The organism is Sphingomonas sp. (assembly GCF_035944535.1).
In the GTDB taxonomy this organism is placed as follows: Bacteria; Pseudomonadota; Alphaproteobacteria; order Sphingomonadales; family Sphingomonadaceae; genus Sphingomonas_B.
This window is the reverse complement of record NZ_DASZBC010000009.1, coordinates 93,313-114,262: the sequence shown is the minus strand read 5'-3', so window position 1 is coordinate 114,262 and position 20,950 is coordinate 93,313. Positions and strand designations below refer to the sequence as shown.

The window sequence follows — 20,950 nt, the reverse complement described above, 5'->3', positions numbered from 1 at the left end:
GCGGAGCGCGCAGCGCGAAATCGAAGGGCGCTGGCACCGCGCCCTTCGACTACGGCCTACGGCCTTCGCTCAGGACGAGCGGATGAGTTTCAACTTTGAGTTGAATTCGATAGAGCCGCGGCAATGGCGACCGCCGTACTGCCTGCAAAGCCGTTCTTCGACGACAAGAACCGTGCCTTCTGGAACCTGCAGACCGCGGGCTGGGCCGGCTATTTCCTGCTGCGCATTCTCTCAGGCTTCGCCAACGGCCTGACGCTCGCTTTCCTGGTGCCGGTCGCCGTCTCGACCGCCACAGGCTATTCGCTGACCCTGGTGCTGGGCGCGCTTTACCGCGAGTTGCTTCGGCGCAAGCCGGTCGTCACCTGGGTGGGTTCGATCGGCGGCATCGTCATTGCCGCCGGCATCTACTCGCTGATCGACGCCTGGATCTTCAACACCATTCAGCGGCCGGGCGAGTCCTTTCAGATCAGCCTTTTCCTGGGCACCATCTTCCTCGATTTCGTGGTGATCGCCGCTTGGTCGGCGCTCTATTACGCGATCAACTTCTTCCTGGTCGTCGAGGAGCAGGCGGATCAGCTGCGCGCGCTCGAGAGCCAGGCCTCGACCGCCCAGTTGGCGATGCTGCGCTACCAGCTCAACCCGCATTTCCTGTTCAACACGCTGAACTCGATCTCGACCCTCGTGCTGCTGAAGCAGACCGAGCGGGCGAATGCGATGCTATCGCGCTTGTCGTCGTTCCTGCGTTATACGCTGGTCAACGAGCCGCTGGGGCAGGTGACGATCGAGCAGGAGATCGAGACGCTGAAGCTTTATCTCGACATCGAGAAGATGCGGTTCGAGGACCGGCTGCGTCCGATCTTCGAGGTCGATCCGGTCGTGCTGCGCGCACGGTTGCCGTCGCTGCTGCTGCAGCCTTTGGTCGAGAACAGCATCAAATATGCCGTGACGCCGCAGGAGGAAGGGGCCGACATCATCATCAGCGCACGGCTGGTGGTCGATCGCCTGCGGATCATCGTCGCGGACACTGGACCCGGTCCTACGGAAAAGAAGCCGGGGCCGGGCACATCGACCAGCGTCGGTCTGGCGAACATTCGCGACAGGCTGGCGCAGGCCTATGGCCAGGATCATGAGTTCGACGCGAGAGCGCGTGCGGGGGGCGGATTCGAAGTCGTTATCGAGATTCCGTACCAGACTGAGGAACAACCAAGGGAAGCCGCATGACCATCAGAACCATTCTCGTCGATGACGAGCCTCTGGCCATTCAGGGCCTGCAGCTTCGGCTCGAACCGCACGAGGATGTCGAGATCGTCGACACCTGTTCGAACGGGCGGGAAGCGATCCGCTCGATCAAGACCAACAAGCCGGACCTCGTCTTCCTGGACGTGCAGATGCCCGGCTTTGACGGCTTCTCGGTCGTCCAAGGACTGATGGAAGTCGAGCCGCCTTTGTTCGTCTTCGTCACCGCCTATTCGGACCACGCAGTGCGCGCCTTCCAGGCCGATGCCGCCGACTATCTGATGAAGCCGGTCGAGGAAGACCGGCTCGCCGCGACGCTCGACCGCGTGCGCCAGCGGCTAGCCGAGAAACGCGGCGTCGAGGAGGTCGATCGGCTGAAGGAAGTGCTGGCCGAAGTGGCGCCCGAGGCGGCCGCCGAGATCGGCGATGGCGGCGGCGAGGCGCCTTCTGCGAGCCGCTTCGAGAAGATGATCAACATCAAGGATCGCGGCCAGATCTTCCGCGTCGACGTCGATACGATCGAGCGCATCGACGCGGCAGGCGACTATATGTGCATCTACACCGCCGAGAACACGCTGATCCTGCGCGAGACGATGAAGGACCTGGAAAAGCGTCTCGACCCGCGACGCTTCCAGCGCGTCCATCGCTCCACCATCGTCAATTTGGATTTGGTTAAGCAGGTGAAGCCGCACACCAATGGCGAATGCTTTCTGGTGCTCGACTCAGGCGCACAGGTGAAGGTTAGCCGCAGCTACCGCGATGTCGTCGCCCGCTTCGTGCATTGATCGACCGCCTCACCTTCGTCATTCCCGCGAAAGCGGGAACCCAGGAGTCTTGATCGCAAGCTTCGGGAAGCTGGGTCCCCGCTTTCGCGGGGATGACGAGACATGATGAACCAGAGCGAGAAAGCACGCGCCTTCGCGGCGCTCCATAAGCCGGGGCAGCCCCTGATCCTGTTCAACGCATGGGACGCAGGCTCCGCCAAAGCGATCGCCGACGCAGGCGCAAAGGCGATTGCGACTGGTAGCTGGTCCGTCGCCGCTGCATACGGCTTTGGAGACGGCGAGGGTCTGCCATTGGACCTCGCGGTCGCCAATGCCGCCCGGATCGTTGCCACCGTCGAACTGCCGGTCACGCTCGATTTCGAGGGCGGCTATGCGGTCGATCCGTCCCGTGTCGGCGAGAATTTCGGACTGGCGCTCGCGGCCGGAGTAATCGGCTGCAACTTCGAGGATCGCGTGGTTGGCGGCGAGGGTCTGCACCCGGTCCATGTCCAGGCAGCCCGTGTCGAGGCGCTGCGCCGTGCCGCGGAGCGGGCCGGCATTCCCGCCTTCATCAACGCGCGCACGGACATCTTCCTCAGTTCCAAGCCCGACACGCACGACCGCGCCGCCGCCGATCATGCGCTGGAGCGGGCTCGCGCCTATGCCGGTGCGGGTGCCAGCGGCTTTTTCGTGCCTGGCCTTGCCGATGAAGGCCTGCTCGCCCGAATCTGCGAAGCCTCACCGCTGCCGGTCAACGCGATGATGTTCCCCGGCATGCCGAGCGCGAAGCGCCTCGCCGAACTGGGTGTCGCGCGTATCAGCCATGGCCCCGGCCCTTATCGCCAGGCCATGGCGGCGTTGACAGATGCGGCAAGGGCGGCGTTCGCCTGACGGCAACATTTCAGCCATTGAGCGTTTCTCTCGGAAGAGAATGCCGGAGGCGAAATGATCCTGTTCCTGCTGCTCCAGGCCTCAGCGCCCGACATCGAGTTCAACGCCAATGTCCGCGCCCGCTCCGTGACGATCGAGAAGCAGGGCGATGCCCGGCTGACCGTCCATGCCGAGCCCGAGGGCGAGAGGCTGGTCGATGTGCAGGCTCCCAAGGCGAACGGGCGCAAGACGCTCGACAATGTCGAGGTCACCATTCGCGCTCGCGCCAGCGTCGCCGATCCACAGGCGGCGCGCGTCCAGGTCGAGAGCGGTGAAACCTCCCCGCCGCAATGACGTTACGGCTGCACAACAGGGAGAATAAGATGCGCAAGACTGCCCTTTTTGCCGCCGCGGCCGCTATCCTCACCATCGCGGCTCCCGCCGAAGCGCAGGACCGCAATCGCCGCATCGTTGGTGGCGGCCAGCCCTCTCAGCTCGCGCAACAGGCGCTGTCCGGGCAGAACCAGCCCGACGTGCTGCTCGATGTGCCCAACCTCTCCGTCGACGAGATCAACCTGGAGGTGAACAACCTGCAGGTGCACATCGCGCTCGATGCGCGGCTCGCCAATCTGCTGAAGCTCACCGCGGGCGCCGATGCGTCGATCGACCAGGTGAAGATCGGGATCAAGGGCGTGCAGGCGCAGGCGACGTTGATCGTCCGGCTCGAAAATGTCCGCGCGATCATCGAGCGCACGCTGCAGACGCTCGACAACAACCCGCAGCTGGTCACTCAGCTGCTCAATACTGTCGACAACACCGTGAACACGGTCGGCGGCGTCGCCAACAACACGGTTGGGACCGTCGGCGGCATCGCCGGGACGGCGCTGCGCAGCGGCCAGGTGCTCGACCTCGCCCGCTCCGGGCTAACCGAGCTGTCCAGCACCGTGAACAATGCCGGTCAGACCGTTCGCCGTCTGCGGGACCGTGGCGGACGCCTGATGGAGGTGATCACCGATACGGCCGGCCGGATCGTGTCATCGCGATCAGTTAGCCAGTAGACTTCCCGTTCGTATCGAGCGACGTCGAGATACGCTTCTCGACTTCGCTCGAAGCGAACGGACTATTTCGTGGCGGCGGCCGCCACTACCTTCGGCGCCGGCGCAAACGGCTTGATGCCGAACTCGGGATAGACTTCGGCCGGATAGTAGAAGGCGCCATCCTTCACGACCATGGCGATGCGCTTGATCGCCTTCAGTTCCTTGGTGGGATCACCCGGCACCAGGAAGAAGTCCGCGAACTTGCCCTTTTCGATCGAGCCGAGCTGCTGATCCTGGCCCAGATAGGCGGCCATGTCCCAGGTCGCGCGCTTCAGGATCTGCGCCGGCGTCATGCCGATATCCTGATAGAGTTCGAGCTCGCGATGATAGGTGAAGGAGCCGCCAGTGTCGGTGCCAGGCACGATCATCACGCCGCGATCGTGCAGCATGCGGATGGTCTGCACGATTTTATCATAGGCGCCGCGATAGGCGGCATCGTCGCCTGGTGCCGATGTGTCGATCCAAGCCTGCTTGAGCGATCGTTGGGTGCCGATCGGCATATGCTCGAAATAGTCGGCGGCGCCGCGCGCGACCGCGCCGTTGCGATTGGTGAGCAGGTTTTCGTGAATGCCCAGTGTGACGTCGATCGGCACTTTCCGCTCGACCATCAGATTGACCGTATGCTGGACGCGCGGGCTGTTCAGGTCGAGGCCCGGCAGGCGCTTGAGCGCAGTCAGGCGGAAGAGGGTGCGCGTGTCCTCGGTCGGCTGGATCACCCAGCCGAGCATCAGCTGATTGATGTGCGTCAGCTCGTCGAAGCCGGCGCCGATCATCGCATCGGCATTGGTGAAGGCGGGCACATGGCCCAGCACCTTCAGACCCAGCTTCTTGGCCTCGGCGACCATCGCAGGCACCCAGGCCGGGTTCATGCTGTTATAGGATTTTATCGCCCAGAAATCGCGCGCGGCATACCAGCGGGCGGCGTCAATCGCTTCCTCCTGGCTATTTACCAGCATGCCGTTGTTGGAGCTGAACGGGCTCTTGCCTTCGATGAAGCCGGTGCGGGTGATGCGCGGGCCGGCGATCGTGCCGCTCTCGATCCGCTCGATCAGCGCCGCAAGGACTTCGTTGTTGTTGCCCATGTCGCGCATAGAGGTGACGCCAGCCATCAGGTTCAGCAGCGCGCCTTCCTGGCTGGTATGGGCATGCATTTCGTAGAGGCCGGGGATCAGCGTGCCGCCGGCGCCGTCCACGACCGTCTCGCCTTTGGTCGCGGGGCTGCCGAGCGGTTCGACGGCGGCGATGCGGCGGCCGTTCACGACCACTGCGACAGGCCCGGTCAGCGCCTGCGTCTTGGGATCGAACACTCGCACGTTGCGGATGCGGACGGGACCCGCATAGCGGTGCGCGACCTTCTTCTGGATATCGACGAAGCGGTCGGTGGACCACTTGGCGGCCAATTCTTTCAGCCGGTCGGCCTCCGCTTCATAGCCGGCGCGGATGATGGCGAAATTAGGGCTGACCACCGCGAACATGTTGCCCTGCGGGTCGAGCAGCACGGAATCGGGCGACGTTTCGATCCCGCTAATGTCGTAGCGCGTGATCTGGAGCGGTCCGCCGGAGCCTGCCACGCTCAGCGTCTCGCCCTTGGTCAGCCGGAGCGTGCCGCCAGGCAGGGCCGCGATGCTGTTGCCGCCCGCCTTCATGATAGCCCGGGCATAGAGCCCGGTCGCCCAGGGGCTGCCGCTTTGCGTCACATAGACGCCTTTGGCGGGCGCGCTGCCCTTGCCGGTCGAGTCCGTCCACGTCGCCTTGGCGCCCTCACGCGCGAAACGTTCGTCAACCTTGGAGCCGAAGGTGGTGGTGCCGGTCACGTCCCAAGCAACCGGCAGACCTTCCGCGCCGAAGCGGATCGTCTCCTTCATCGTCGGCCCGCGGCCGTTATTCTTGAAGTCATAGTCGATCGTCGCGCGGTCGCCCTGCACATCGGCCTTCAGGTGGCCGACGCGGGTGGTGCCAACGATGACGCTATAGTCCTGCAGTTCGGCGGCGGCGGGAGTGGCGATAGCGGCGGCGAGTGCGGCCCATGCCGCGGTGCTGAAAAGCTTCATATCGCAACGACTAGGCCGCGCATTCGGCGCTTGCAACGGGATCGGATAAGGGCGCTAGGTGGTTGGGCCAGATGATGAGTTCCGCAGTCTCGACCACGCAGCAGCGTCGTATCGGCCTGACCCTGGCCGCCGCGATCATGGCTGCCTGGCTGACGGTGCATATCGGCGGCATCTTCTTCTGGCGATTGGAGCTCGGCCATGCGCCCGCTCTGCTGGCGGTAATCCTGCTGCAGGCTTGGCTCAGCACGGGGCTGTTCATCATCGCCCATGACGCAATGCACGCTGCACTGGCGCCGGGCCAGCCAAGGCTGAACCGCGGTATCGGCACACTGGCGCTCGCCTTCTATGCGGGTCTTTCCTATCGGCAGCTCGCGCCCAAGCACGCGCTTCATCACCGCCATGTCGGTACTGAAGGGGATCCGGACTTCCACGCGCCCGAGCCGACCCGCGCGCTGCCCTGGTTCCTCAGCTTCTTCCGCAGCTATTACACTCATGGCCAGCTCGCCCGCATCACGCTCGCAGCGATCGTCTATCTGCTGCTGGGCGCGGGCCTGTTGAACATCGTCATCTTCTGGGCGGTGCCTGCCTTACTTGCGCTCTGGCAGCTCTTCTTCTTCGGCACCTATCTTCCTCACAGGCATGAGCAGGGTGGGTTTGCCGATCATCACCGCGCGCGCAGCACGCGCCTTTCGCCTTGGCTGTCGCTCGTCACTTGCTTCCACTTCGGCGGCTATCACCACGAGCATCACCTGCACCCGGCGACACCCTGGTGGCGGCTCCCCCGATTGCGGCGGGAGCTTGGCTGAACAGCCGATGGATCAGCGCGGCCGCTTCTTCGACGCCTCCCAGCCTGCGCATCGCATAGGCCATCCGCTCGGCATTTTGCCGGTGGGAAGCGGTCTCCAGCAGCGTTCTTAGCTCTCCGGCGATAGTATCCGCGTTCCGCCGCCTCGGCAGCAGCCTTCCGGCACCGGCATGGACGACCCGCGCGGCGGTGCCCGGCTGCTCGAAGGCGATCGGCGCCATCAGCATCGGCACACCCGCGCCAAGCGCATCAAGCACGGTGTTGAACCCGGCATGGAGGGTCGCAGCGGAGCAGCGGGGCAGCACCGAAGGCTGGTGCCAATGCGAACGCACGATCGGATCGCCAGGCAGCTGCCGCGCCGCAGCGTCGTCGAGCTTGCCGCCATGCGCCACCACGGCGCGAGCACCCACCCGCGCGCACGCTTCCGTCATCTCGGCGAACAGTCCTGCGCGCCCTCCTTGCAGGCTGCCAAGCGAGCAATAGACGAGCGCACGACTGTCGTCAGGAAGCTCCGGGTCTGTCGGCGGCGTATCGCGCCAGGGTCCGCAATAATGGAAGTTGGCCGGCAGTTCGCGTCTGGGAAAATCCAGCGCCTCCGGACATTGGGCGACTTGCAGATGCGGGGAGAAGCCTTGGTTCTCCTGCGGATCGAGCGCCCACGCAGAAGCGGCTCGCTCGACCACGCGGGTGATCGGCCGGGCGAAGAGATCGGCAAAGCGATAGCCGGTGGCGTTGCGCTTCAGCCCGGCCGCGTCGTGCCTATAGGGCCAGCCGATGAAGGGCGGCGGCACGGCCGGCTCGCGCAGCAGCGGCAGGCCGGTGACGCTCGTCGCCCAAGGCAGTCGCAGATGCCGCGCGGCCAGCCCGCCTGCAGCCTCTGTCGAATCCGCAATCACCGCTTCCGCCCCGATCCGCTCCAGAGCAGCAGGCAGGTCTTCCAGCAACATGCGCGTGATCGCCGCCGTCTCGCTGATCATCCGAAAAAAGCCGAACGGCCGCGACGCTCGCGCCAGCACCTGCGTGTATCGCGCCAGCGCGCCCGGTCCATGGGTGCGCGCGCCGACCGCTTCGAAGGAAAAGCCTGGCACCAGCGCCGCCGCATCGGCCATGTGCACGAAAGTGACTCGATGCCCCCGCCGCTCCAGCGCCCGCGCGAGCACTTTCAGCGGGTCGTAATGGCCCGGCACCGGCGGCGCGATGATGGCGATGTGGCGAGGCATATCGCTCGCTAGCAAGCCGCTCGTATCAAGCGAAGTCGAGATACGCTTCTCGGCTTCGCTCGAAGCGAACGGGAAAGATCTATCGCCGCCCCCGATACCGTGCCGCGTCCACCGCTTCGGCCAGGTCCGCGACGGCGTTCAGCCCAGCCCGAACGACATCTCCCGGCGTCGGCAGCGCCAGTTTCTGCGCCTGGAGCAGGAAGCTGGTCTTGCGGACATTTGCTTCCTGCGCGCCGTCCACCGTGCCGTCGGGCTTCGGCTCGTGCAGATTGTCGCGGCGGTTGAGCACGCCGGGGTCCCCGGGACTTTGCTGCGCTTCCACGCCGAAGGCCTGCATGGCGAGGTCGGTCAGCCGCGGCGCGACCTTACCGGCGAGGGAGATCGCATAGCCGCCACCGCCGACATAGAGCTGCCGCCGCGGATGCTCGCAGGCGAACAGGATCGCGTCGGCCACCAGCCGCGGATCGTAGAGGGGCGGCGGCAGTCGCGGGGGCGCGTCCATATAGTTGCGGGCATGCTCCGGATACGGCGTGTGGATGGCCGCTGGCTTGATCAGTGTGACGGAGATCGGTGCGCCTTCCTGCTCCAGCTCCATCCGGAGCGCATCGGTGGCTGCCTGCACGGCGGCCTTTGACGCCGAATAAGCGCCCTGCAGGATCATCGCGCGGTCGGACAGTACGGACCCCAGATTGACGATCGCGCCGCCCTTAGCGCGCAGGTGCCGCGCGGCGGCGAGCGAGCCTTGCAGCACGCCGAAATAGTTGACGTCGAAGATACGGCGGTGATCGGCGAGCGTCACTTGCTCCATCGTCCCGTAGGTCGCCGCGGCGGCATTGTTCACCCAGGAGTCGAACCCACCGAACTGCTCGATCGCGGTGTCGGCGATCCGCTCGACATCGGCGGGGTCGGACACATCGGCGGCACAGACGGCTACGCGTGCGCCCCGCGAGCGCAGCCGTACGGCGACCTCTTCCAGCGCATCGAGGTTGCGCGCGGCAAGCACGACGGTGGCGCCGCGGGCAACCGCCTCCTCGACAGTCGCCAAGCCGTTGCCGCTGGTGGCTCCGGTGACGACAATGGTCTGCTGCTCGATCGGCTTCAGTCTAACGGCCATGCGAGGCTCCTTTCGGGAGCCGAACCGCCTCCTTGCCCGGCTGGTTCCTACGCGGCCCTGCTGCGCCTGGAGGTCAGTTCGTGCAGGCCCTGGAGGGCAGCGCCGAGCGCATGCTCCCGGCTGCCCATGGCGGCTGTCAGGATAGGCCGCGCTCTGGCCAGATACTCGCTCGGGCTCAGCCCCATGAAGCGCTTGAAGTCGCGGTTGAAGTGCGAATGGTCGACATAGGCGCCGTCGAGCAGCTGCCCGATCGGACGGGGTTCCTCGGTGGCAAGCACGGCGAGAGTGCGCAGGAAACGTTGGCGGCGCAGCAGCAGCTTGGGTGTGAAGCCGAAACTGCGCAGGCAGATGCGGACCAGCGCGCTTTGCGAAAGGCCGGTGCGGGTGGCGAGGCCCTCGACGGTCGCAGTCGTGGGATCGAGCAGGGCGGCGTGCACGGCGCGGATCTGCGGTTCCTTCCGGTCACGAGTCTTAGCTCGCCGGGCGAAGAAGGCGTCGAGCCGGTCGAACATCGCGGCCTCGCTCGCATCGCCGAGCAGTTGTTCCCGAAGCGTCGCCACTTCGTCGCCCAACTCGCCGACGGGCTGGGTGATGGCATCGGCGAGAGCGTCCGCCGGCGTGCGGATCAGGGTCGTCCAGCCAAGTGGGGTCAGGCCGATACCGAGAAGCTTGCCCGGCCGCGCCACGACCGGGCGCGCGCGGCTGGTGGGGCCGAACAGGGCGACGGTCAACCCCTCGACCGGCCGGCCGTCAGCATCGAGCGCGTGCCACTCGCTGTGCAATCGAATGCGCAGATTGCCCCATTCCGGATGGAGCAGGTCCTCGACAGTGGCGGAGGGCGGGCCCTGCAGCTCGATCACATAATAGGACGTGATCAGGTCGCGCACCGATTCGGCCGGCACGCGAAACCGCATCGTCACCGCGATTTGTTCGGTCATCCCGCACCCACCCCTGTTGCACCCCTTCAACCGGGTAAGTCGCGTCGTTGCAATAGCTTATTCGGGCACGGCCGATCTTGTCCGTGCCGGGACGGTACAGCCCCGTCTACGGCAGCTGCAGTTTCGTCGACGCGGCGTTCACAGACCGGGGGATTGCGGCCAGTCAGGCCCTGCGACCCGAGGCATTCGAAAGAATGCTGACTCTAAAGCCCGGCTGGCCCCACGCCATGCCGGGCTTTCTTTTTCGCCCCTTCCACCTTCGTCATCCCCGCGGAAGCGGGGACCCAGCCCTTCTTGTTCTTGTCGCTGGCGATGCTGGGTTCCCGCTTTCGCGGGAATGACGAAAGAGAGGCAGTATCAAGCGGCCAAGGAAGGCTGCTGCTGCGAGGAAGCGGGCCGTCGCACGAGCGGCATTCCGAGCACCACGCGGAAGCCGGATTCGTCCCGATGGACCGCCATTTCGCCCTGAGCGCCGAAGCTGAGGCGCAGCCGTTCGCGGACGTTGGCGAGGCCGACGCCAGTGCTGGATCCTGACGCGGCGTCGCCGGCACCGGTGTCGCTGACTTCAAGCTCCAGACGGCGGTCCTTCTCGCGCGCCGCGATGCCAATCATGACCGGCATGCGCGATGGCGCCACCGCATATTTGACGGCGTTCTCAACGAGCGGCTGAAGCAGGAAAGGTGGCACTTGCGCGTCGCCGAGATCGTCCGGCAGGCTGATCGAAGGCGCGAGTCGATCGCCGAAGCGGACGCTCTCGATCTCGAGATAATTCTCGAGCATCTCGAACTCTTCCTCGACCGTAACCAGTCGGTCAGGATCAGCCGCCAGGCTGCCGCGCAGGAAGGAGGAGAGCCGGTCGATCATCGACTCCGCGTCGCGCGGACGGCCGGACACGACCAGGCTGGAGATGGCGTTCAGCGTGTTGAACAGGAAATGCGGGTTGAGCTGGAAGCGCAGCGCCAGCATCTGCGCCTCCCGCTCGCGCTGACGGGCCTCGTCCAGCAGATGCTGGTTCGACTTGAGCGCCGCATAGGCCGCCTGAAAAGCGAGAAGCGCCGCCAGCATGCCGCTATTATAGGTGTTGATCGTGGCGGCGCGGACAAAGGCCTGGCGATAGTCGGTCACCATCGTCCCGGCCCAGATGCGTAGCTGCGTGTCCCAGAGCGCCTGAAGCAGGGCGACGATGACCACCGCCACCGTGACGATTGACCAGCGCAGCACTGGCTGCAGCGCAGCCGTGCCCTTCAGCACAAAGTAAAGATGGAAACCGATGAAGCCGTCGACCAGCATCATCGGTACGCCGATCGTCAGCGACTCCCGAAAGCTGTCGGGTCCGCGAAAGAAGCCGGACAAGGTGAAGACCAGCAAAGTGAAGCAGTTGAACGCGATGGTCAGCGCGATGGCCGCCCGAAGCTGCTCCCGATTCTGCCCCCCGCTCATGCCTGGAGCCTATCAGCGGCAGACGCGTGAACAAAGGCTTAGCTGCGTTCTTTGGTCGCCGAAAACCGAAGCGCCGGATTGCGCTCCTTCACATAGTTCAGCTCCCAGGCGTCCTTGGCCATGAAGACGAGCGCACCGTCGCGGTCCTCGGCCAGCGCGCCGCGATGAATGGAGGCGAAGGCGTCCAGGTCCTTCGCGTCGCCGGCGATCCACCGCGCAGTGTCCCACGGCGAAGCCTCCAGCTTCGCGTCGACCTTATATTCGGCCTCCAGCCTGGAGATCAGCACCTCCAGCTGCAGCTGGCCGACCACGCCCACCACCCAGTTGCTGCCGACCTGGGGGTAGAAGACCTGGATGATGCCCTCCTCGGCAAGATCGTCGAGTGCTTTCCTGAGCTGCTTGGTCTTGGTCGGGTCCTTGAGCGCGACGCGGCGCAGCAGCTCCGGCGCGAAGTTGGGGAGGCCTGTGATCGTGCGCGGCGGCCCGTCCGTCAGCGTATCGCCGACGCGGAGCGTGCCATGATTGGGAATGCCGATGATGTCCCCGGGCCAGGCCTCTTCCGCCGTCTCGCGGTTCTGGGCGAAGAAGAGGATCGGCGAGTGGACGGCGATCGCCTTGCCGGTGCCGACCTGGTTGAGCTTCATGCCGCGGCGGAACTTGCCCGAACAGAGCCGCATGAAAGCGACCCGGTCCCGGTGCATCGGATTCATGTTCGCCTGCACCTTGAAGATGAATCCAGTAACGGCCTTGTCGTCGGGCGAGACCGGCTCGGGGTCGGCCGGCTGCGGGCGAGGCGACGGAGCGAAGCGGGCCAGCGCCTCGATCAGGTCCTGAACCCCGAACTCCTTCAGCGCCGAGCCGAAATAGACCGGCGTCAGGTCGCCGTTGCGATAAGCGACTTCGTCGAACGGCGCATAGCCGGCCTCGATCAGCGACAGCTCTTCCAGCACTTCGTCGGAAAGGGCGGGAGCCGGATCCACGCTGCCGTCAGGACGGAGCAGGGACTTGGCCGCCAGCTCATAAAGTCCCTGATAGGTGCCGCCCATGCCGACCGGCCAGTTCATGGGGCTGACGTCGAGCGCCAGTTGCGACGCGACTTCGTCGAGCAGGTCAAACGGGTGCCGGCCTTCCCGGTCGACCTTGTTGATGAAAGTGATGATCGGCACCGAGCGGAGGCGGCACACCTCGAACAGCTTGCGCGTCTGCGCCTCGATGCCGCGCGCGGCGTCGATCACCATGACAGCGCTGTCGACCGCGGTCAGCGTGCGATAGGTGTCTTCCGAGAAGTCCTCGTGGCCGGGTGTGTCGAGCAGGTTGAAGGTGAGACCGTCACGCTCGAACGTCATCACTGACGAGGTGACCGAGATGCCGCGCTGCTGTTCGATCTTCATCCAGTCGGACCGGGCGCGCCGCGCCTGCCCACGCGCCTTGACCTCGCCCGCCGCATGGATCGCGCCGCCGAACAGCAGCAGTTTCTCTGTCAGCGTCGTCTTGCCCGCGTCGGGGTGTGAGATGATCGCAAAGGTCCGCCGATCTGGGCGGTCGATGGGGCGTGATGACATGGAATGGAGCCTGGGATGATCGGCGCTGTCGAAGCGAGCGCAACGCGCGCCCCTTAGCGGCATTGCGGCGGCTTGGCGAGTATCCGCCGGACCGCCGCTCGTTTACCATATTGCTTCGGAACCGGAATGAGTTGCTGTGGTTGTTCTTCCGAGATCATCTGCAGTTTCGTCGCGAAGGTGGGAACGTCGCGTGCTGAAAAGAGTGCATCACCGAGGTTTGTGGACGCCGGCCGAGGACGAGACGCTCAGGCGGATGCTGGCCGGCGGGTCCTGGCTCCACGAGATAGCGGACGCGCTTGGCCGCTCGCAGGAGGCGGTGCGGACCCGCGCCAACATCCTGCACCTGCCGGTCAAGTCTGCGCCGCGTCACGTGCTGCAGGGCCAGAGATTGCGGCTGCGGCTCGGCTGAACGAAGAGACGCCGCCGGCCAAAGCCGGCGGCGTCGAGTCCGCCTGAGAGGGTCGAGAGTTCAGGCGTAGGCGATGCGCGTGTTCCGCCGGCGCGCAGCGGTGCCGGCAAGCGCAAAGCCGCCGATCATCAGGGCCCAGCTCGCCGGTTCCGGCACGGCGGTGACATTCTGGGTCACGGTAAAGCGCAGGCCGGTGGAGTCGCCGGCGAAGTTCCCGGCATTGTTGACGCCGATCCCGATTACTTCCCCGGCATCGAGGTCGAAGGTGCCGCTGAAAGTGCGCGTGGCCCCCGGCGTGCCGAGAAAGCCACTGGCGAAGACGTTGGTGCTGCCGCTCGCGTTGGTGAGCGCGAATATGCCCACCGATGTTGAGGTCGTAAGCGCGTCCAGCGTGGCCTCGAAGCTATATTCCCCTGCAGTGGGTGCGATGAAAAAGCCGATCAGCGAGCTTGCCGAGCCAGGATGAACTAGCAGCCGGTCGAGCGGCTGATACGGATGGCTGGACGAGGGAATGCCGGTCGACTTGAAGACGCCAGGCAAGCCAAAGGCGCCGTTCTGCAGTCCGAGACAGATCGTGTTGTTGATCACGCAGCTGACGGAAGTCAGCGGCGTTAGGTTCTGGTCGACGGCGGAGACCCAGCCGAATCCGCCTGCTCCTTGTGTGCCGTTGAAGCTGGTGAAGGCATCATAGGTGACGGCCTGCGCGCCGCTCGAGAGCAGCAGCGCCACGGCTGCGACGATAGACTTCCTCATAACTCTACCCCTGTTGACCCGAAGCGGAACGACTCGGTCCGCGCGAGAATAGTGAAATGGTTAACCATTGAGGATCAGCCACATGGCCTATTTTTATATGCTGATCCGATATGGGACAGGCTTGACCGGAGCGCTCCTTTCCCGTCCGGGAACCGGATGGACCTGGACGGACTGCTGATCCATTATTTCGGCACGGCCGAGTTGGCCGGGCTAGACGATCCGGCGCTGGCCGATGGAAGCGCGGCCCTGCTGCTGGACTTCGGGCTCGAGCGGGAGCCGGGCCGGAAGTTCGCGCTGTGGGCGCTGCTGGACGCGATCGGACGCGCGCCCTTTCCCGCGGATGCTTTTCCTGATCATCCGGAGCTCAAGCGGGCGGCTGAAGATTATCTGTCTGCTTCGGAGCGGCTGTTGCCCGATGATTGAGCGGCTTCATTCTCGGCGAGATTGGCCCGGACGATCGCCGCTGCCGCTTCGATCAGGGCCCGCGCGGCGAGGATGTCGTTCCGCATCACCTCGTCAATCTGCACCGCTAGCCGCGCGACGATCTCCTCGGCCTCGTCTGCGCAGGCGAGCAAGCGTTTGTCACCTTCGATCAACCGAGCAGCTGCACGCTCGTCATCACGGATCGCCGCCGGAAAGCAGCTCGCGTCGGTTTCGGCCAGCCTCAGGGCCGTGTCCTGCAACTCGGCGAGGCGCGCATCATTGGTGTCGATCCCCGGCCGGTCAGGATTATGCTTCAGCGTGATCGCCGCTGCCTTGCGCGCGCAGGCGATCCCAAGGGCAAGGGCAGCCGCCGCAGCGACGCCTGACCCCGGCGCTGGTGCGCGCGAGGCAATGGCGCTGGCCAGCGCCTTGAGTGACTGATCCGCAATCGACTCCATGCGCGCTCCCTCGCTAAGGCCCGCCGCCATGACGGCTGCCGATCTCCGCGACCTGTTCCTGACAACGCTTACCCGCCGCTTCGGGGGCAATCGCCGGCGCTGGCGCATGGTGATGGGGGAAGTGAAGCTCTATTCACGCGCCACCCACCCGCACTGCAACTGGGCGGTGACTCCCTCGGGCAGCGCGTCCGAGAATAGCGCCGTGGAGGCCGTTGCGGACGATCTCCGCGCCGCCCACCCCATTATCGGCTAGGCCGCGCGGCTGGTGCTGGCCGTCGTCCAGGCGAGATGAGGCAGGGCGATGGACCGGCCGCCGCCCAGATCGTTGCGGATCACGATCACGCCCCGCTCCTCCATATAGCCGAGCAGGCGCTTGACGCGCCCCAGCGACGCCGTGCCGTAGATCCGGGCGAGTTCCCCGTCTTCAGGGCACGCGGCGCCGTCCCGGGCTGCCCGGGCGATTGCCATGAAGGGTGCCAGCATGTCTTCAGGAAGTGCGGCGCCGATCGCCAGCGCCTCCGACCAACTCTCCTCGTCATTGATGCCGGCCAGCGCCAAGGCGAACAGCTTCCGGAACTCCGAAAGGCTCGGCACTGGGGCAATGCCGCCCATGCGGCAGCCGATGGTGAAGTCCTGGTAAAGCGCCGGCGCGGGCTGGCCGGTGAAGCTGGCGGCCAGGCTGCGCAACACGCCCTGCAGTCTGTCGCCACGATCTTCGTCGCTGAGTTGCGGCAATTCGGGAAGTGCGGGTGGCGCCTGGATCGCATGGATCAGCTCGGCAGGCCGGGGTGGCGGAGGCGGCGGCGCAATTTCGCGCGCTGGCGCCGGTCCGGGCTTCAACAGCAGTTCGCTGTCCGCTGCGCCGGGTAGGGGCAGCAGCACCGGAGCCGCATGGTTCGTGCCCGTCTTCACCGCGCCGACGCGCACGAGAACCGGCCGCCGTGCTATGGCAGGGCCTAAGCCGAGGAACTGCCCTCGCTCCAGATCGCGGATCGCTTCGGCCTGACGCCGCTCCATGCCCAGCAGGTCGGCGGCGCGCAGCATGTCGATGTCGAGAAAGGTGCGGCCCATCAGGAAGTTGGAGGCTTCCGCCGCTACATTCTTGGCGAGCTTAGCCAGCCGCTGCGTGGCGATCACGCCGGCGAGTCCGCGCTTGCGGCCGCGGCACATCAGGTTGGTCATCGCCGAAAGCGAGGCCTTGCGCGCGTCGTCCGCAACTTCGCCGGCAGCGGCGGGCGCGAAAAGCTGCGCTTCGTCAACCACGACCAGCGCCGGAAACCATTGTTCGCGCGGGGCATCGAACAGCGCGTTGAGGAACGCCGCCGCGCAACGCATCTGATCGTCTACCTCCAGGCCTTCGAGGCTGAGCACCGCCGACGCCCGGTGCTCGCGGATGCGCGCGCCGATCGTCGCAACTTCGCTGAGCGAATAGGCGGGGGCGTCGATCACCGTGTGCCCGAACGCGTCGGAGAGGGTGACGAAGTCGCCTTCGGGATCGATCACGACCTGCTGGACCGTGCCCGCGCTGCCTTCGAGCAGGCGGCGCAACAGGTGCGACTTGCCGGAGCCGGAGTTGCCCTGGACCAGCAGCCGCGTCGACAGCAACTCCGCCAGGTCCAGCCCGACGCTCCCGCCGCGCTCATCGGCGCCCAAATCCACGCTCACGCTCATGCCGCCGCGTTTCCGCCAGCCGCCCGAGTCCGGGCAAGGCCAAGCCTCGAAAAAGCTGGGGACTATTTGGCTACGGCGAGCATCCGCACGATCCGCACGATCCGCACGTTCCGCACATTTTGCACGTGCAACTGCAAACTTCCCGCTCGATCCAGATCGGAACAGCCCATCCACATTTCAAAGAGCCAGGCATAGCGGCAGCGGCGCGGCGCGAAGCCTATCCGAACGCCGGGCGTGTAGGACAGGAGAAAATATCGGTCAGCGTGACGCCCGAATTCAGCGTTTGCGCCGCCTCGCCCGCCGCTCTTATGGTCGCCGCCTGACCTGATCCCTGGGGGACCGATGACCCGTTTCGCCGCGCTGCTGCTTGCCTCGACGCTGTTCGTTTCGCCGGTCCTTGCCGCCGAGCCGCCTGCCAAGGTGCTGGCGGGGACCGCCACGCAACCTGGGCTGATCCCGCTCAACGTCGATCGTAGGGGCGGGCGCATCCTGGCCTCGCTTCCTGCACCGGACCCGGAGGGCGTCTCCGGCCGCTTCATCTACACGAGTGCTCTGGAGACGGGTCTCGGCTCGCCCGCACTGGGCCTGGACTATGCGCTCAATTCGGGTTCGCGCATGCTGGTGTTCCGCCGCGTCGGCAAGAAGGTGGTGGCCGAGCTGGAGAATCCGCGTTTCCGTGCGTCAGGAGCGCCTGAGCAGGAGCAGGCAGGCGTCAAGCGATCCTTTGCGACTTCGACCATCTGGATGGGCGATGTCGCAGCCGAGAATACGGACGGCAGCTTTCTGGTCGATCTCGCGCCCTTCGTCGCCCGCGACGATCTCGGCATCGCGCGCGCTCTGAAGGAGCAGGAGAGCGGCGATTGGAAGCTGGTGCCCGAGTTGAGCGTCGCCGACCCGAACGCCGCCCGCGCCTTCCCGAACAATGTCGAACTCGAAGCGCGACTGACCTTCACCAGCAACAAGGCGGGGCCGGAGATCGAGAATATCGCACCCGCCTCGGGCAATGTCAGCTTCACGGTCCGCCATTCGCTGATCGCGCTGCCTGAGCCGGGCTATGTGCCCCGCCGCTTCGATCCGCGCGCGGGCAGCTTCGGCACCCAAGTGGTCGACTTCAACGCGCCGCTAGGCGGGCAGCTGGTCTATGAGCTGGCGAACCGCTTCCGGCTGGAAAAGACCGATCCGAACGCCGCCCGCTCGCCGGTCAAGAAGCCAATCGTCTTCTTTATCGATCCGGCCGCACCCGAGCCGATCCGCACGGCGCTGCGCGAGGGCGTCGCCTGGTGGCGCGACGCGTTCGAGGCAGCAGGGCTGGTCGATGCCTTCCGCGCCGAGATGCTGCCGCCGAGCGCCGATCCGCTCGATATCCGCTACAACGTCGTCAACTGGGTCAATCGCGCGACCCGGGGCTGGTCATATGGCCAGGCGATCACCGATCCGCGCACCGGCGAGATCATCAAGGGGCAGGTGCTGCTGGGATCGCTGCGCGTGCGGCAGGACCTGATCATCTATCAGGCGCTGGTCGGGGCCAATCTGACCGGCACCGGCGATCCGAACGATCCGGTCACCGCCGCGCTGGCCCGCATCCGCCAGCTTGGCGCGCACGAAGTCGGCCATGCGCTCGGATTTGCCCATAATTTCGCGGCGAGCATCGGCGGCAGGCAGTCGGTGATGGACTATCCGGCGCCCCGCGTGCGGCTGGTCAATGGCCGTCCGGACCTCAGCGATGCCTATGGCGTAGGCGTCGGCGATTGGGACAAATTCGCCGTTGCCTGGCTCTACGGCGCCCGCACGGACGCGGAGGCGCAGCCGGTCATGGCGGCGGGGCTGGCGCAAGGTCTGCGCTATGTGCCGGACCAGGACGCCCGCTCGCCCGACGCCCCGCACCCGATCGGAAGCCTATGGGACGATGCCGCCGATCCGGTCGCCGAGCTGCGGCGCGTGATGGAGGTGCGGCAGGCGGCGGTCGCCGGCTTCGGTCCGGCGGCGCTGCGCTACGGCGATCCGCAAGCGCAGCTGCGCCGATCCTTCGTGCCGATCTGGCTGCTCCACCGCTACCAGGTGGAGGCTGCGTCGAAGCTGCTCGGCGGCGTCGACTTCAACTACTCGCTGGTGGGCGATCAGACCGCGGCGGCAACGCCGGTCGATGCAGCGCGGCAGAACGCCGCACTCGACGCACTGCTGGACACGCTAACGCCCGCCGCATTGGCGGTTCCGGCGCAGCTTCAGCCTTTGCTGTCCGCCGGCTGGTCGGGCGAGAATGACCGGCAGACCGATATCGAAGTAATTCGCACTGCCGGCGGCCCCATCTTCGATCCCTTCGCCGCGACTGAGACGGCGGCGGCGGTGACGCTGATCGACCTGCTCGCGCCCAACCGGCTCAACCGGCTGGAGATACAGAGCCAAAGCGATTCGTCGCTGCCCTCGGCGCACGACCTGATCGACCGGCTGATCGACCGTACCACCGGCCGGCCCGACAGTGCGGTCCAGCGGAGGATCGCGACCACCACGGTGCTGGCGATCGCCCGCACCCAGCGCGACGCGACGCTGTCGCCGACGATCGCGCTGGCCCTGTCGGAGCGGCTGAACCGGCTCGCCACGCAGCTGACCCGGGCGAAAGGCGACGGCGTGCAGGGGGACTGGAGCCGGGGCCTTGGACGCCTGCTTCTCGACCGCGAGGCGCTGAACGCCGCGCTCAACGACCAGCGGCGACTGCCGCGCGTCCCACCGGGCATGCCGATCGGCTGAGCCAACCTCTTATCGAACGCCCCTGTCCCAAAAGGGACGATGTTACGATGACATAGGCCAGATGGGTGGTTGACGAGTCCGCGCGCCCGCATGCAGATTGCCGACGGCTGGCCCACGGTCAGTACACTCGACCTGCGCAGCCTCGCCATCTCAGACCCGCGCGCGCGCACCTTCATTCAGCTTCTCGACGGCAGCCGCGACCGCGTTGCTCTGGCCGCGGACTGGGCAGCGACTGGCCATGACGTGCCGATCGAAGCGGCGCTCGCCATGGTTGCCAAGGCAGGCCTTCTGCGTGCCTGAAAAGCTTGATCTTTGGTGATGCGCGGCACAGACTTGAACCTCAGCCCAAGGGATTAGGCACACCATGGGGCAGCCGGCCGCGCGCATCACCGATATGCATACTTGCCCGATGGTGACGGGGCTGGTGCCGCATGTCGGCGGACCGATCTCACTGGGCTCGCCGAACGTGATGACCGGTTTTCTCCCCCAGGCGCGGGTGACGGACATGCTGGTCTGCGTCGGCCCGCCGGACATGATCGCCAAGGGCTCGGCGACAGTCAGGGTCAATAATCTCCAGGCCGCCCGCCTTGGCGACAACACCGCGCATGGCGGCGTGATCGTGGTCGGCCTGCCGACCGTTCTGATCGGTGATGCCGGTGGCGGCGGGGGCGGCGGAGGCGGAGGAGGGGGCGGCGGCCCTGGGGGCGGCGGCGAGGCAGGCACCAACACCACCGACATCGCGCCCGGCTGGGCGGTGATGAAATATTCGAACATCCCGTTCCAGCGCGAGACGCTCAAGGCCGCGGCGGCGAACGGCACGCCGTTCTGCGAAATCTGCATGGGCGGCAAGAACGCGTGAGCCTTCAGCGACTGTACGCGGTCGTCGACCCGGCGGTGGAGCCGCGCCTCTATCCGCTGCTGAAGGTGATGGGTGAGCCGGATGCCCAATGCCTCTTCGCCGGCGACATCCCCGAAGGGCTGCGCGAAGTCTCGCCTCACATCTTTCCTCTGGAGCGCGGCACGGAGATCATGCGGCGGTGGGTCCAGCATGGCATCGGCCAGCCTTGGGGCGTGTTCCTCGAAGCGCCGGGCGATCTGGCCGAGGTGCGCCGCCACATTCGTCGTTTTCTGCAGGTTCGCCTGCCCGACGGCGAAGGTCCCGTGCTGTTCCGCATCTGGGACCCGCGCGTGCTCCCCGTGTTTCTGAAGGCGAGCGAAGCCGATCATCTGCAGCAGCTTTACGCGCGCTGCACCGCCTATATCGTGCCGGTCGCGACGCAGCTGGAGCGCCTCAGCTGGTCGGGGGGAGCGGTCCAGGCCACGCCGCTCACCTGGAACCAGCTTGCGGCCGCGGCGGGTGCCCTCGCGCAAGCGGCCTGACTCTCGTCGGAAAG

Annotated in this window: 22 protein-coding genes; 13 read left to right on the top strand and 9 right to left on the bottom strand. The window is 66.1% G+C overall.

What is annotated here, in order from left to right; genetic code table 11:
• The first annotated feature begins 123 nt into the window (after positions 1–123).
• The 5 genes from VGT77_RS09930 to VGT77_RS09910 all read left to right on the top strand — a co-directional run bounded on the left by VGT77_RS09930 (position 124) and on the right by VGT77_RS09910 (position 3,928).
• The gene (locus VGT77_RS09930) at positions 124–1,221 is read left to right on the top strand and encodes a sensor histidine kinase (RefSeq protein WP_327462075.1); all 1,098 of its coding nucleotides are present in this window, start codon (positions 124–126) and stop codon (positions 1,219–1,221) included.
• Positions 1,218–2,021: a LytTR family DNA-binding domain-containing protein gene (locus VGT77_RS09925; RefSeq protein ID WP_327462073.1), complete on the top strand. Its 804-nt coding sequence runs from the start codon at positions 1,218–1,220 to the stop codon at positions 2,019–2,021. Before VGT77_RS09930 ends, VGT77_RS09925 begins: the two co-directional genes overlap by 4 nt.
• Before the next feature lie 102 nt (positions 2,022–2,123).
• On the top strand, positions 2,124–2,891 hold the full coding sequence (locus VGT77_RS09920) for an isocitrate lyase/phosphoenolpyruvate mutase family protein (RefSeq protein ID WP_327462071.1): 768 nt from the start codon (positions 2,124–2,126) through the stop codon (positions 2,889–2,891).
• A 54-nt stretch (positions 2,892–2,945) separates the two neighbouring features.
• Positions 2,946–3,224 (top strand): hypothetical protein, encoded by a 279-nt coding sequence (locus VGT77_RS09915; protein ID WP_327462070.1) that lies wholly within the window; start codon positions 2,946–2,948, stop codon positions 3,222–3,224.
• A gap of 29 nt (positions 3,225–3,253) precedes the next feature.
• Positions 3,254–3,928, top strand: a complete 675-nt coding sequence (locus tag VGT77_RS09910; protein ID WP_327462068.1) for a hypothetical protein — start codon at positions 3,254–3,256, stop codon at positions 3,926–3,928.
• A gap of 62 nt (positions 3,929–3,990) precedes the next feature.
• On the opposite strand, the gene VGT77_RS09905 is transcribed toward VGT77_RS09910, so the two are convergent.
• Entirely contained in the window at positions 3,991–6,018 is a 2,028-nt protein-coding gene (locus tag VGT77_RS09905) for an amidohydrolase family protein (protein ID WP_327462066.1), read from the bottom strand.
• Between the two features lie 71 nt (positions 6,019–6,089).
• Here VGT77_RS09905 and VGT77_RS09900 point away from each other — a divergent pair, with 71 nt between their 5' ends.
• Positions 6,090–6,824: a fatty acid desaturase gene (locus VGT77_RS09900; protein ID WP_327462064.1), complete on the top strand. Its 735-nt coding sequence runs from the start codon at positions 6,090–6,092 to the stop codon at positions 6,822–6,824.
• On the opposite strand, the gene VGT77_RS09895 is transcribed toward VGT77_RS09900, so the two are convergent.
• The 5 genes from VGT77_RS09895 to VGT77_RS09875 form a co-directional block, all read right to left on the bottom strand.
• The gene (locus VGT77_RS09895) at positions 6,727–8,043 is read right to left on the bottom strand and encodes a glycosyltransferase (protein ID WP_327462062.1); all 1,317 of its coding nucleotides are present in this window, start codon (positions 8,041–8,043) and stop codon (positions 6,727–6,729) included. The genes VGT77_RS09900 and VGT77_RS09895 overlap by 98 nt on opposite strands.
• Positions 8,044–8,122: 79 nt before the next feature.
• Positions 8,123–9,157, bottom strand: a complete 1,035-nt coding sequence (locus VGT77_RS09890; RefSeq protein ID WP_327462060.1) for an SDR family oxidoreductase — start codon at positions 9,155–9,157, stop codon at positions 8,123–8,125.
• A gap of 47 nt (positions 9,158–9,204) precedes the next feature.
• Entirely contained in the window at positions 9,205–10,095 is an 891-nt protein-coding gene (locus VGT77_RS09885; RefSeq protein WP_327462058.1) for a helix-turn-helix domain-containing protein, read from the bottom strand.
• A 357-nt stretch (positions 10,096–10,452) separates the two neighbouring features.
• Complete coding sequence (locus VGT77_RS09880) at positions 10,453–11,535, bottom strand: sensor histidine kinase (protein ID WP_327462056.1); 1,083 nt, start codon at positions 11,533–11,535, stop codon at positions 10,453–10,455.
• A 38-nt stretch (positions 11,536–11,573) separates the two neighbouring features.
• Entirely contained in the window at positions 11,574–13,097 is a 1,524-nt protein-coding gene (locus VGT77_RS09875) for a peptide chain release factor 3 (protein WP_327462054.1), read from the bottom strand.
• A gap of 190 nt (positions 13,098–13,287) precedes the next feature.
• Between VGT77_RS09875 and VGT77_RS09870 the strand changes: the two genes are divergently transcribed.
• The gene (locus VGT77_RS09870) at positions 13,288–13,506 is read left to right on the top strand and encodes a hypothetical protein (protein ID WP_327462052.1); all 219 of its coding nucleotides are present in this window, start codon (positions 13,288–13,290) and stop codon (positions 13,504–13,506) included.
• A 60-nt stretch (positions 13,507–13,566) separates the two neighbouring features.
• On the opposite strand, the gene VGT77_RS09865 is transcribed toward VGT77_RS09870, so the two are convergent.
• Positions 13,567–14,259 carry a PEPxxWA-CTERM sorting domain-containing protein gene (locus VGT77_RS09865; RefSeq protein WP_327462050.1) on the bottom strand — a complete coding sequence of 231 codons (693 nt, stop codon included), beginning with the start codon at positions 14,257–14,259 and terminating at the stop codon, positions 13,567–13,569.
• A 156-nt stretch (positions 14,260–14,415) separates the two neighbouring features.
• Here VGT77_RS09865 and VGT77_RS09860 point away from each other — a divergent pair, with 156 nt between their 5' ends.
• On the top strand, positions 14,416–14,682 hold the full coding sequence (locus VGT77_RS09860; RefSeq protein WP_327462048.1) for a hypothetical protein: 267 nt from the start codon (positions 14,416–14,418) through the stop codon (positions 14,680–14,682).
• On the opposite strand, the gene VGT77_RS09855 is transcribed toward VGT77_RS09860, so the two are convergent.
• On the bottom strand, positions 14,643–15,140 hold the full coding sequence (locus VGT77_RS09855; RefSeq protein WP_327462046.1) for a cyclodeaminase/cyclohydrolase family protein: 498 nt from the start codon (positions 15,138–15,140) through the stop codon (positions 14,643–14,645). The two genes, VGT77_RS09860 and VGT77_RS09855, sit on opposite strands and share 40 nt — an antisense overlap.
• A 28-nt stretch (positions 15,141–15,168) precedes the next feature.
• On the opposite strand from VGT77_RS09855, the gene VGT77_RS09850 reads away from it, so the two are divergent.
• Positions 15,169–15,393: a hypothetical protein gene (locus VGT77_RS09850; RefSeq protein ID WP_327462044.1), complete on the top strand. Its 225-nt coding sequence runs from the start codon at positions 15,169–15,171 to the stop codon at positions 15,391–15,393.
• On the opposite strand, the gene VGT77_RS09845 is transcribed toward VGT77_RS09850, so the two are convergent.
• Positions 15,390–16,811, bottom strand: coding sequence for an ATP-binding protein (locus VGT77_RS09845; RefSeq protein WP_327462042.1), 1,422 nt, complete (start codon positions 16,809–16,811; stop codon positions 15,390–15,392). The genes VGT77_RS09850 and VGT77_RS09845 overlap by 4 nt on opposite strands.
• Positions 16,812–17,153: 342 nt before the next feature.
• Between VGT77_RS09845 and VGT77_RS09840 the strand changes: the two genes are divergently transcribed.
• The 4 genes from VGT77_RS09840 (at position 17,154) to VGT77_RS09825 (ending at position 20,936) form a co-directional block, all read left to right on the top strand.
• Positions 17,154–19,556, top strand: a complete 2,403-nt coding sequence (locus VGT77_RS09840) for a zinc-dependent metalloprotease (protein ID WP_327462040.1) — start codon at positions 17,154–17,156, stop codon at positions 19,554–19,556.
• Between the two features lie 90 nt (positions 19,557–19,646).
• Positions 19,647–19,856 (top strand): hypothetical protein, encoded by a 210-nt coding sequence (locus VGT77_RS09835; RefSeq protein WP_327462038.1) that lies wholly within the window; start codon positions 19,647–19,649, stop codon positions 19,854–19,856.
• 64 nt (positions 19,857–19,920) lie between these two features.
• Positions 19,921–20,415 (top strand): PAAR domain-containing protein, encoded by a 495-nt coding sequence (locus VGT77_RS09830; protein WP_327462036.1) that lies wholly within the window; start codon positions 19,921–19,923, stop codon positions 20,413–20,415.
• The gene (locus VGT77_RS09825) at positions 20,412–20,936 is read left to right on the top strand and encodes a DUF4123 domain-containing protein (protein ID WP_327462034.1); all 525 of its coding nucleotides are present in this window, start codon (positions 20,412–20,414) and stop codon (positions 20,934–20,936) included. Before VGT77_RS09830 ends, VGT77_RS09825 begins: the two co-directional genes overlap by 4 nt.
• Positions 20,937–20,950: the final 14 nt, after the last annotated feature.

Bases quoted from the DNA above. Each gene is read 5' to 3' on its own strand.
- VGT77_RS09875 (WP_327462054.1), bottom strand. From the start codon at position 13,097: ATGTCATCACGCCCCATCGACCGCCCAGATCGGCGGACCTTTGCGATC.
- VGT77_RS09830 (WP_327462036.1), top strand. From the start codon at position 19,921: ATGGGGCAGCCGGCCGCGCGCATCACCGATATGCATACTTGCCCGATG.
- VGT77_RS09855 (WP_327462046.1), bottom strand. From the start codon at position 15,140: ATGGAGTCGATTGCGGATCAGTCACTCAAGGCGCTGGCCAGCGCCATT.
- VGT77_RS09860 (WP_327462048.1), top strand. From the start codon at position 14,416: ATGGACCTGGACGGACTGCTGATCCATTATTTCGGCACGGCCGAGTTG.
- VGT77_RS09880 (WP_327462056.1), bottom strand. From the start codon at position 11,535: ATGAGCGGGGGGCAGAATCGGGAGCAGCTTCGGGCGGCCATCGCGCTG.
- VGT77_RS09930 (WP_327462075.1), top strand. From the start codon at position 124: ATGGCGACCGCCGTACTGCCTGCAAAGCCGTTCTTCGACGACAAGAAC.
- VGT77_RS09845 (WP_327462042.1), bottom strand. From the start codon at position 16,811: ATGAGCGTGAGCGTGGATTTGGGCGCCGATGAGCGCGGCGGGAGCGTC.
- VGT77_RS09890 (WP_327462060.1), bottom strand. From the start codon at position 9,157: ATGGCCGTTAGACTGAAGCCGATCGAGCAGCAGACCATTGTCGTCACC.
- VGT77_RS09925 (WP_327462073.1), top strand. From the start codon at position 1,218: ATGACCATCAGAACCATTCTCGTCGATGACGAGCCTCTGGCCATTCAG.
- VGT77_RS09850 (WP_327462044.1), top strand. From the start codon at position 15,169: ATGACGGCTGCCGATCTCCGCGACCTGTTCCTGACAACGCTTACCCGC.
- VGT77_RS09910 (WP_327462068.1), top strand. From the start codon at position 3,254: ATGCGCAAGACTGCCCTTTTTGCCGCCGCGGCCGCTATCCTCACCATC.
- VGT77_RS09840 (WP_327462040.1), top strand. From the start codon at position 17,154: ATGACCCGTTTCGCCGCGCTGCTGCTTGCCTCGACGCTGTTCGTTTCG.
- VGT77_RS09885 (WP_327462058.1), bottom strand. From the start codon at position 10,095: ATGACCGAACAAATCGCGGTGACGATGCGGTTTCGCGTGCCGGCCGAA.
- VGT77_RS09865 (WP_327462050.1), bottom strand. From the start codon at position 14,259: ATGAGGAAGTCTATCGTCGCAGCCGTGGCGCTGCTGCTCTCGAGCGGC.
- VGT77_RS09895 (WP_327462062.1), bottom strand. From the start codon at position 8,043: ATGCCTCGCCACATCGCCATCATCGCGCCGCCGGTGCCGGGCCATTAC.
- VGT77_RS09900 (WP_327462064.1), top strand. From the start codon at position 6,090: ATGATGAGTTCCGCAGTCTCGACCACGCAGCAGCGTCGTATCGGCCTG.
- VGT77_RS09915 (WP_327462070.1), top strand. From the start codon at position 2,946: ATGATCCTGTTCCTGCTGCTCCAGGCCTCAGCGCCCGACATCGAGTTC.
- VGT77_RS09835 (WP_327462038.1), top strand. From the start codon at position 19,647: ATGCAGATTGCCGACGGCTGGCCCACGGTCAGTACACTCGACCTGCGC.
- VGT77_RS09920 (WP_327462071.1), top strand. From the start codon at position 2,124: ATGATGAACCAGAGCGAGAAAGCACGCGCCTTCGCGGCGCTCCATAAG.
- VGT77_RS09905 (WP_327462066.1), bottom strand. From the start codon at position 6,018: ATGAAGCTTTTCAGCACCGCGGCATGGGCCGCACTCGCCGCCGCTATC.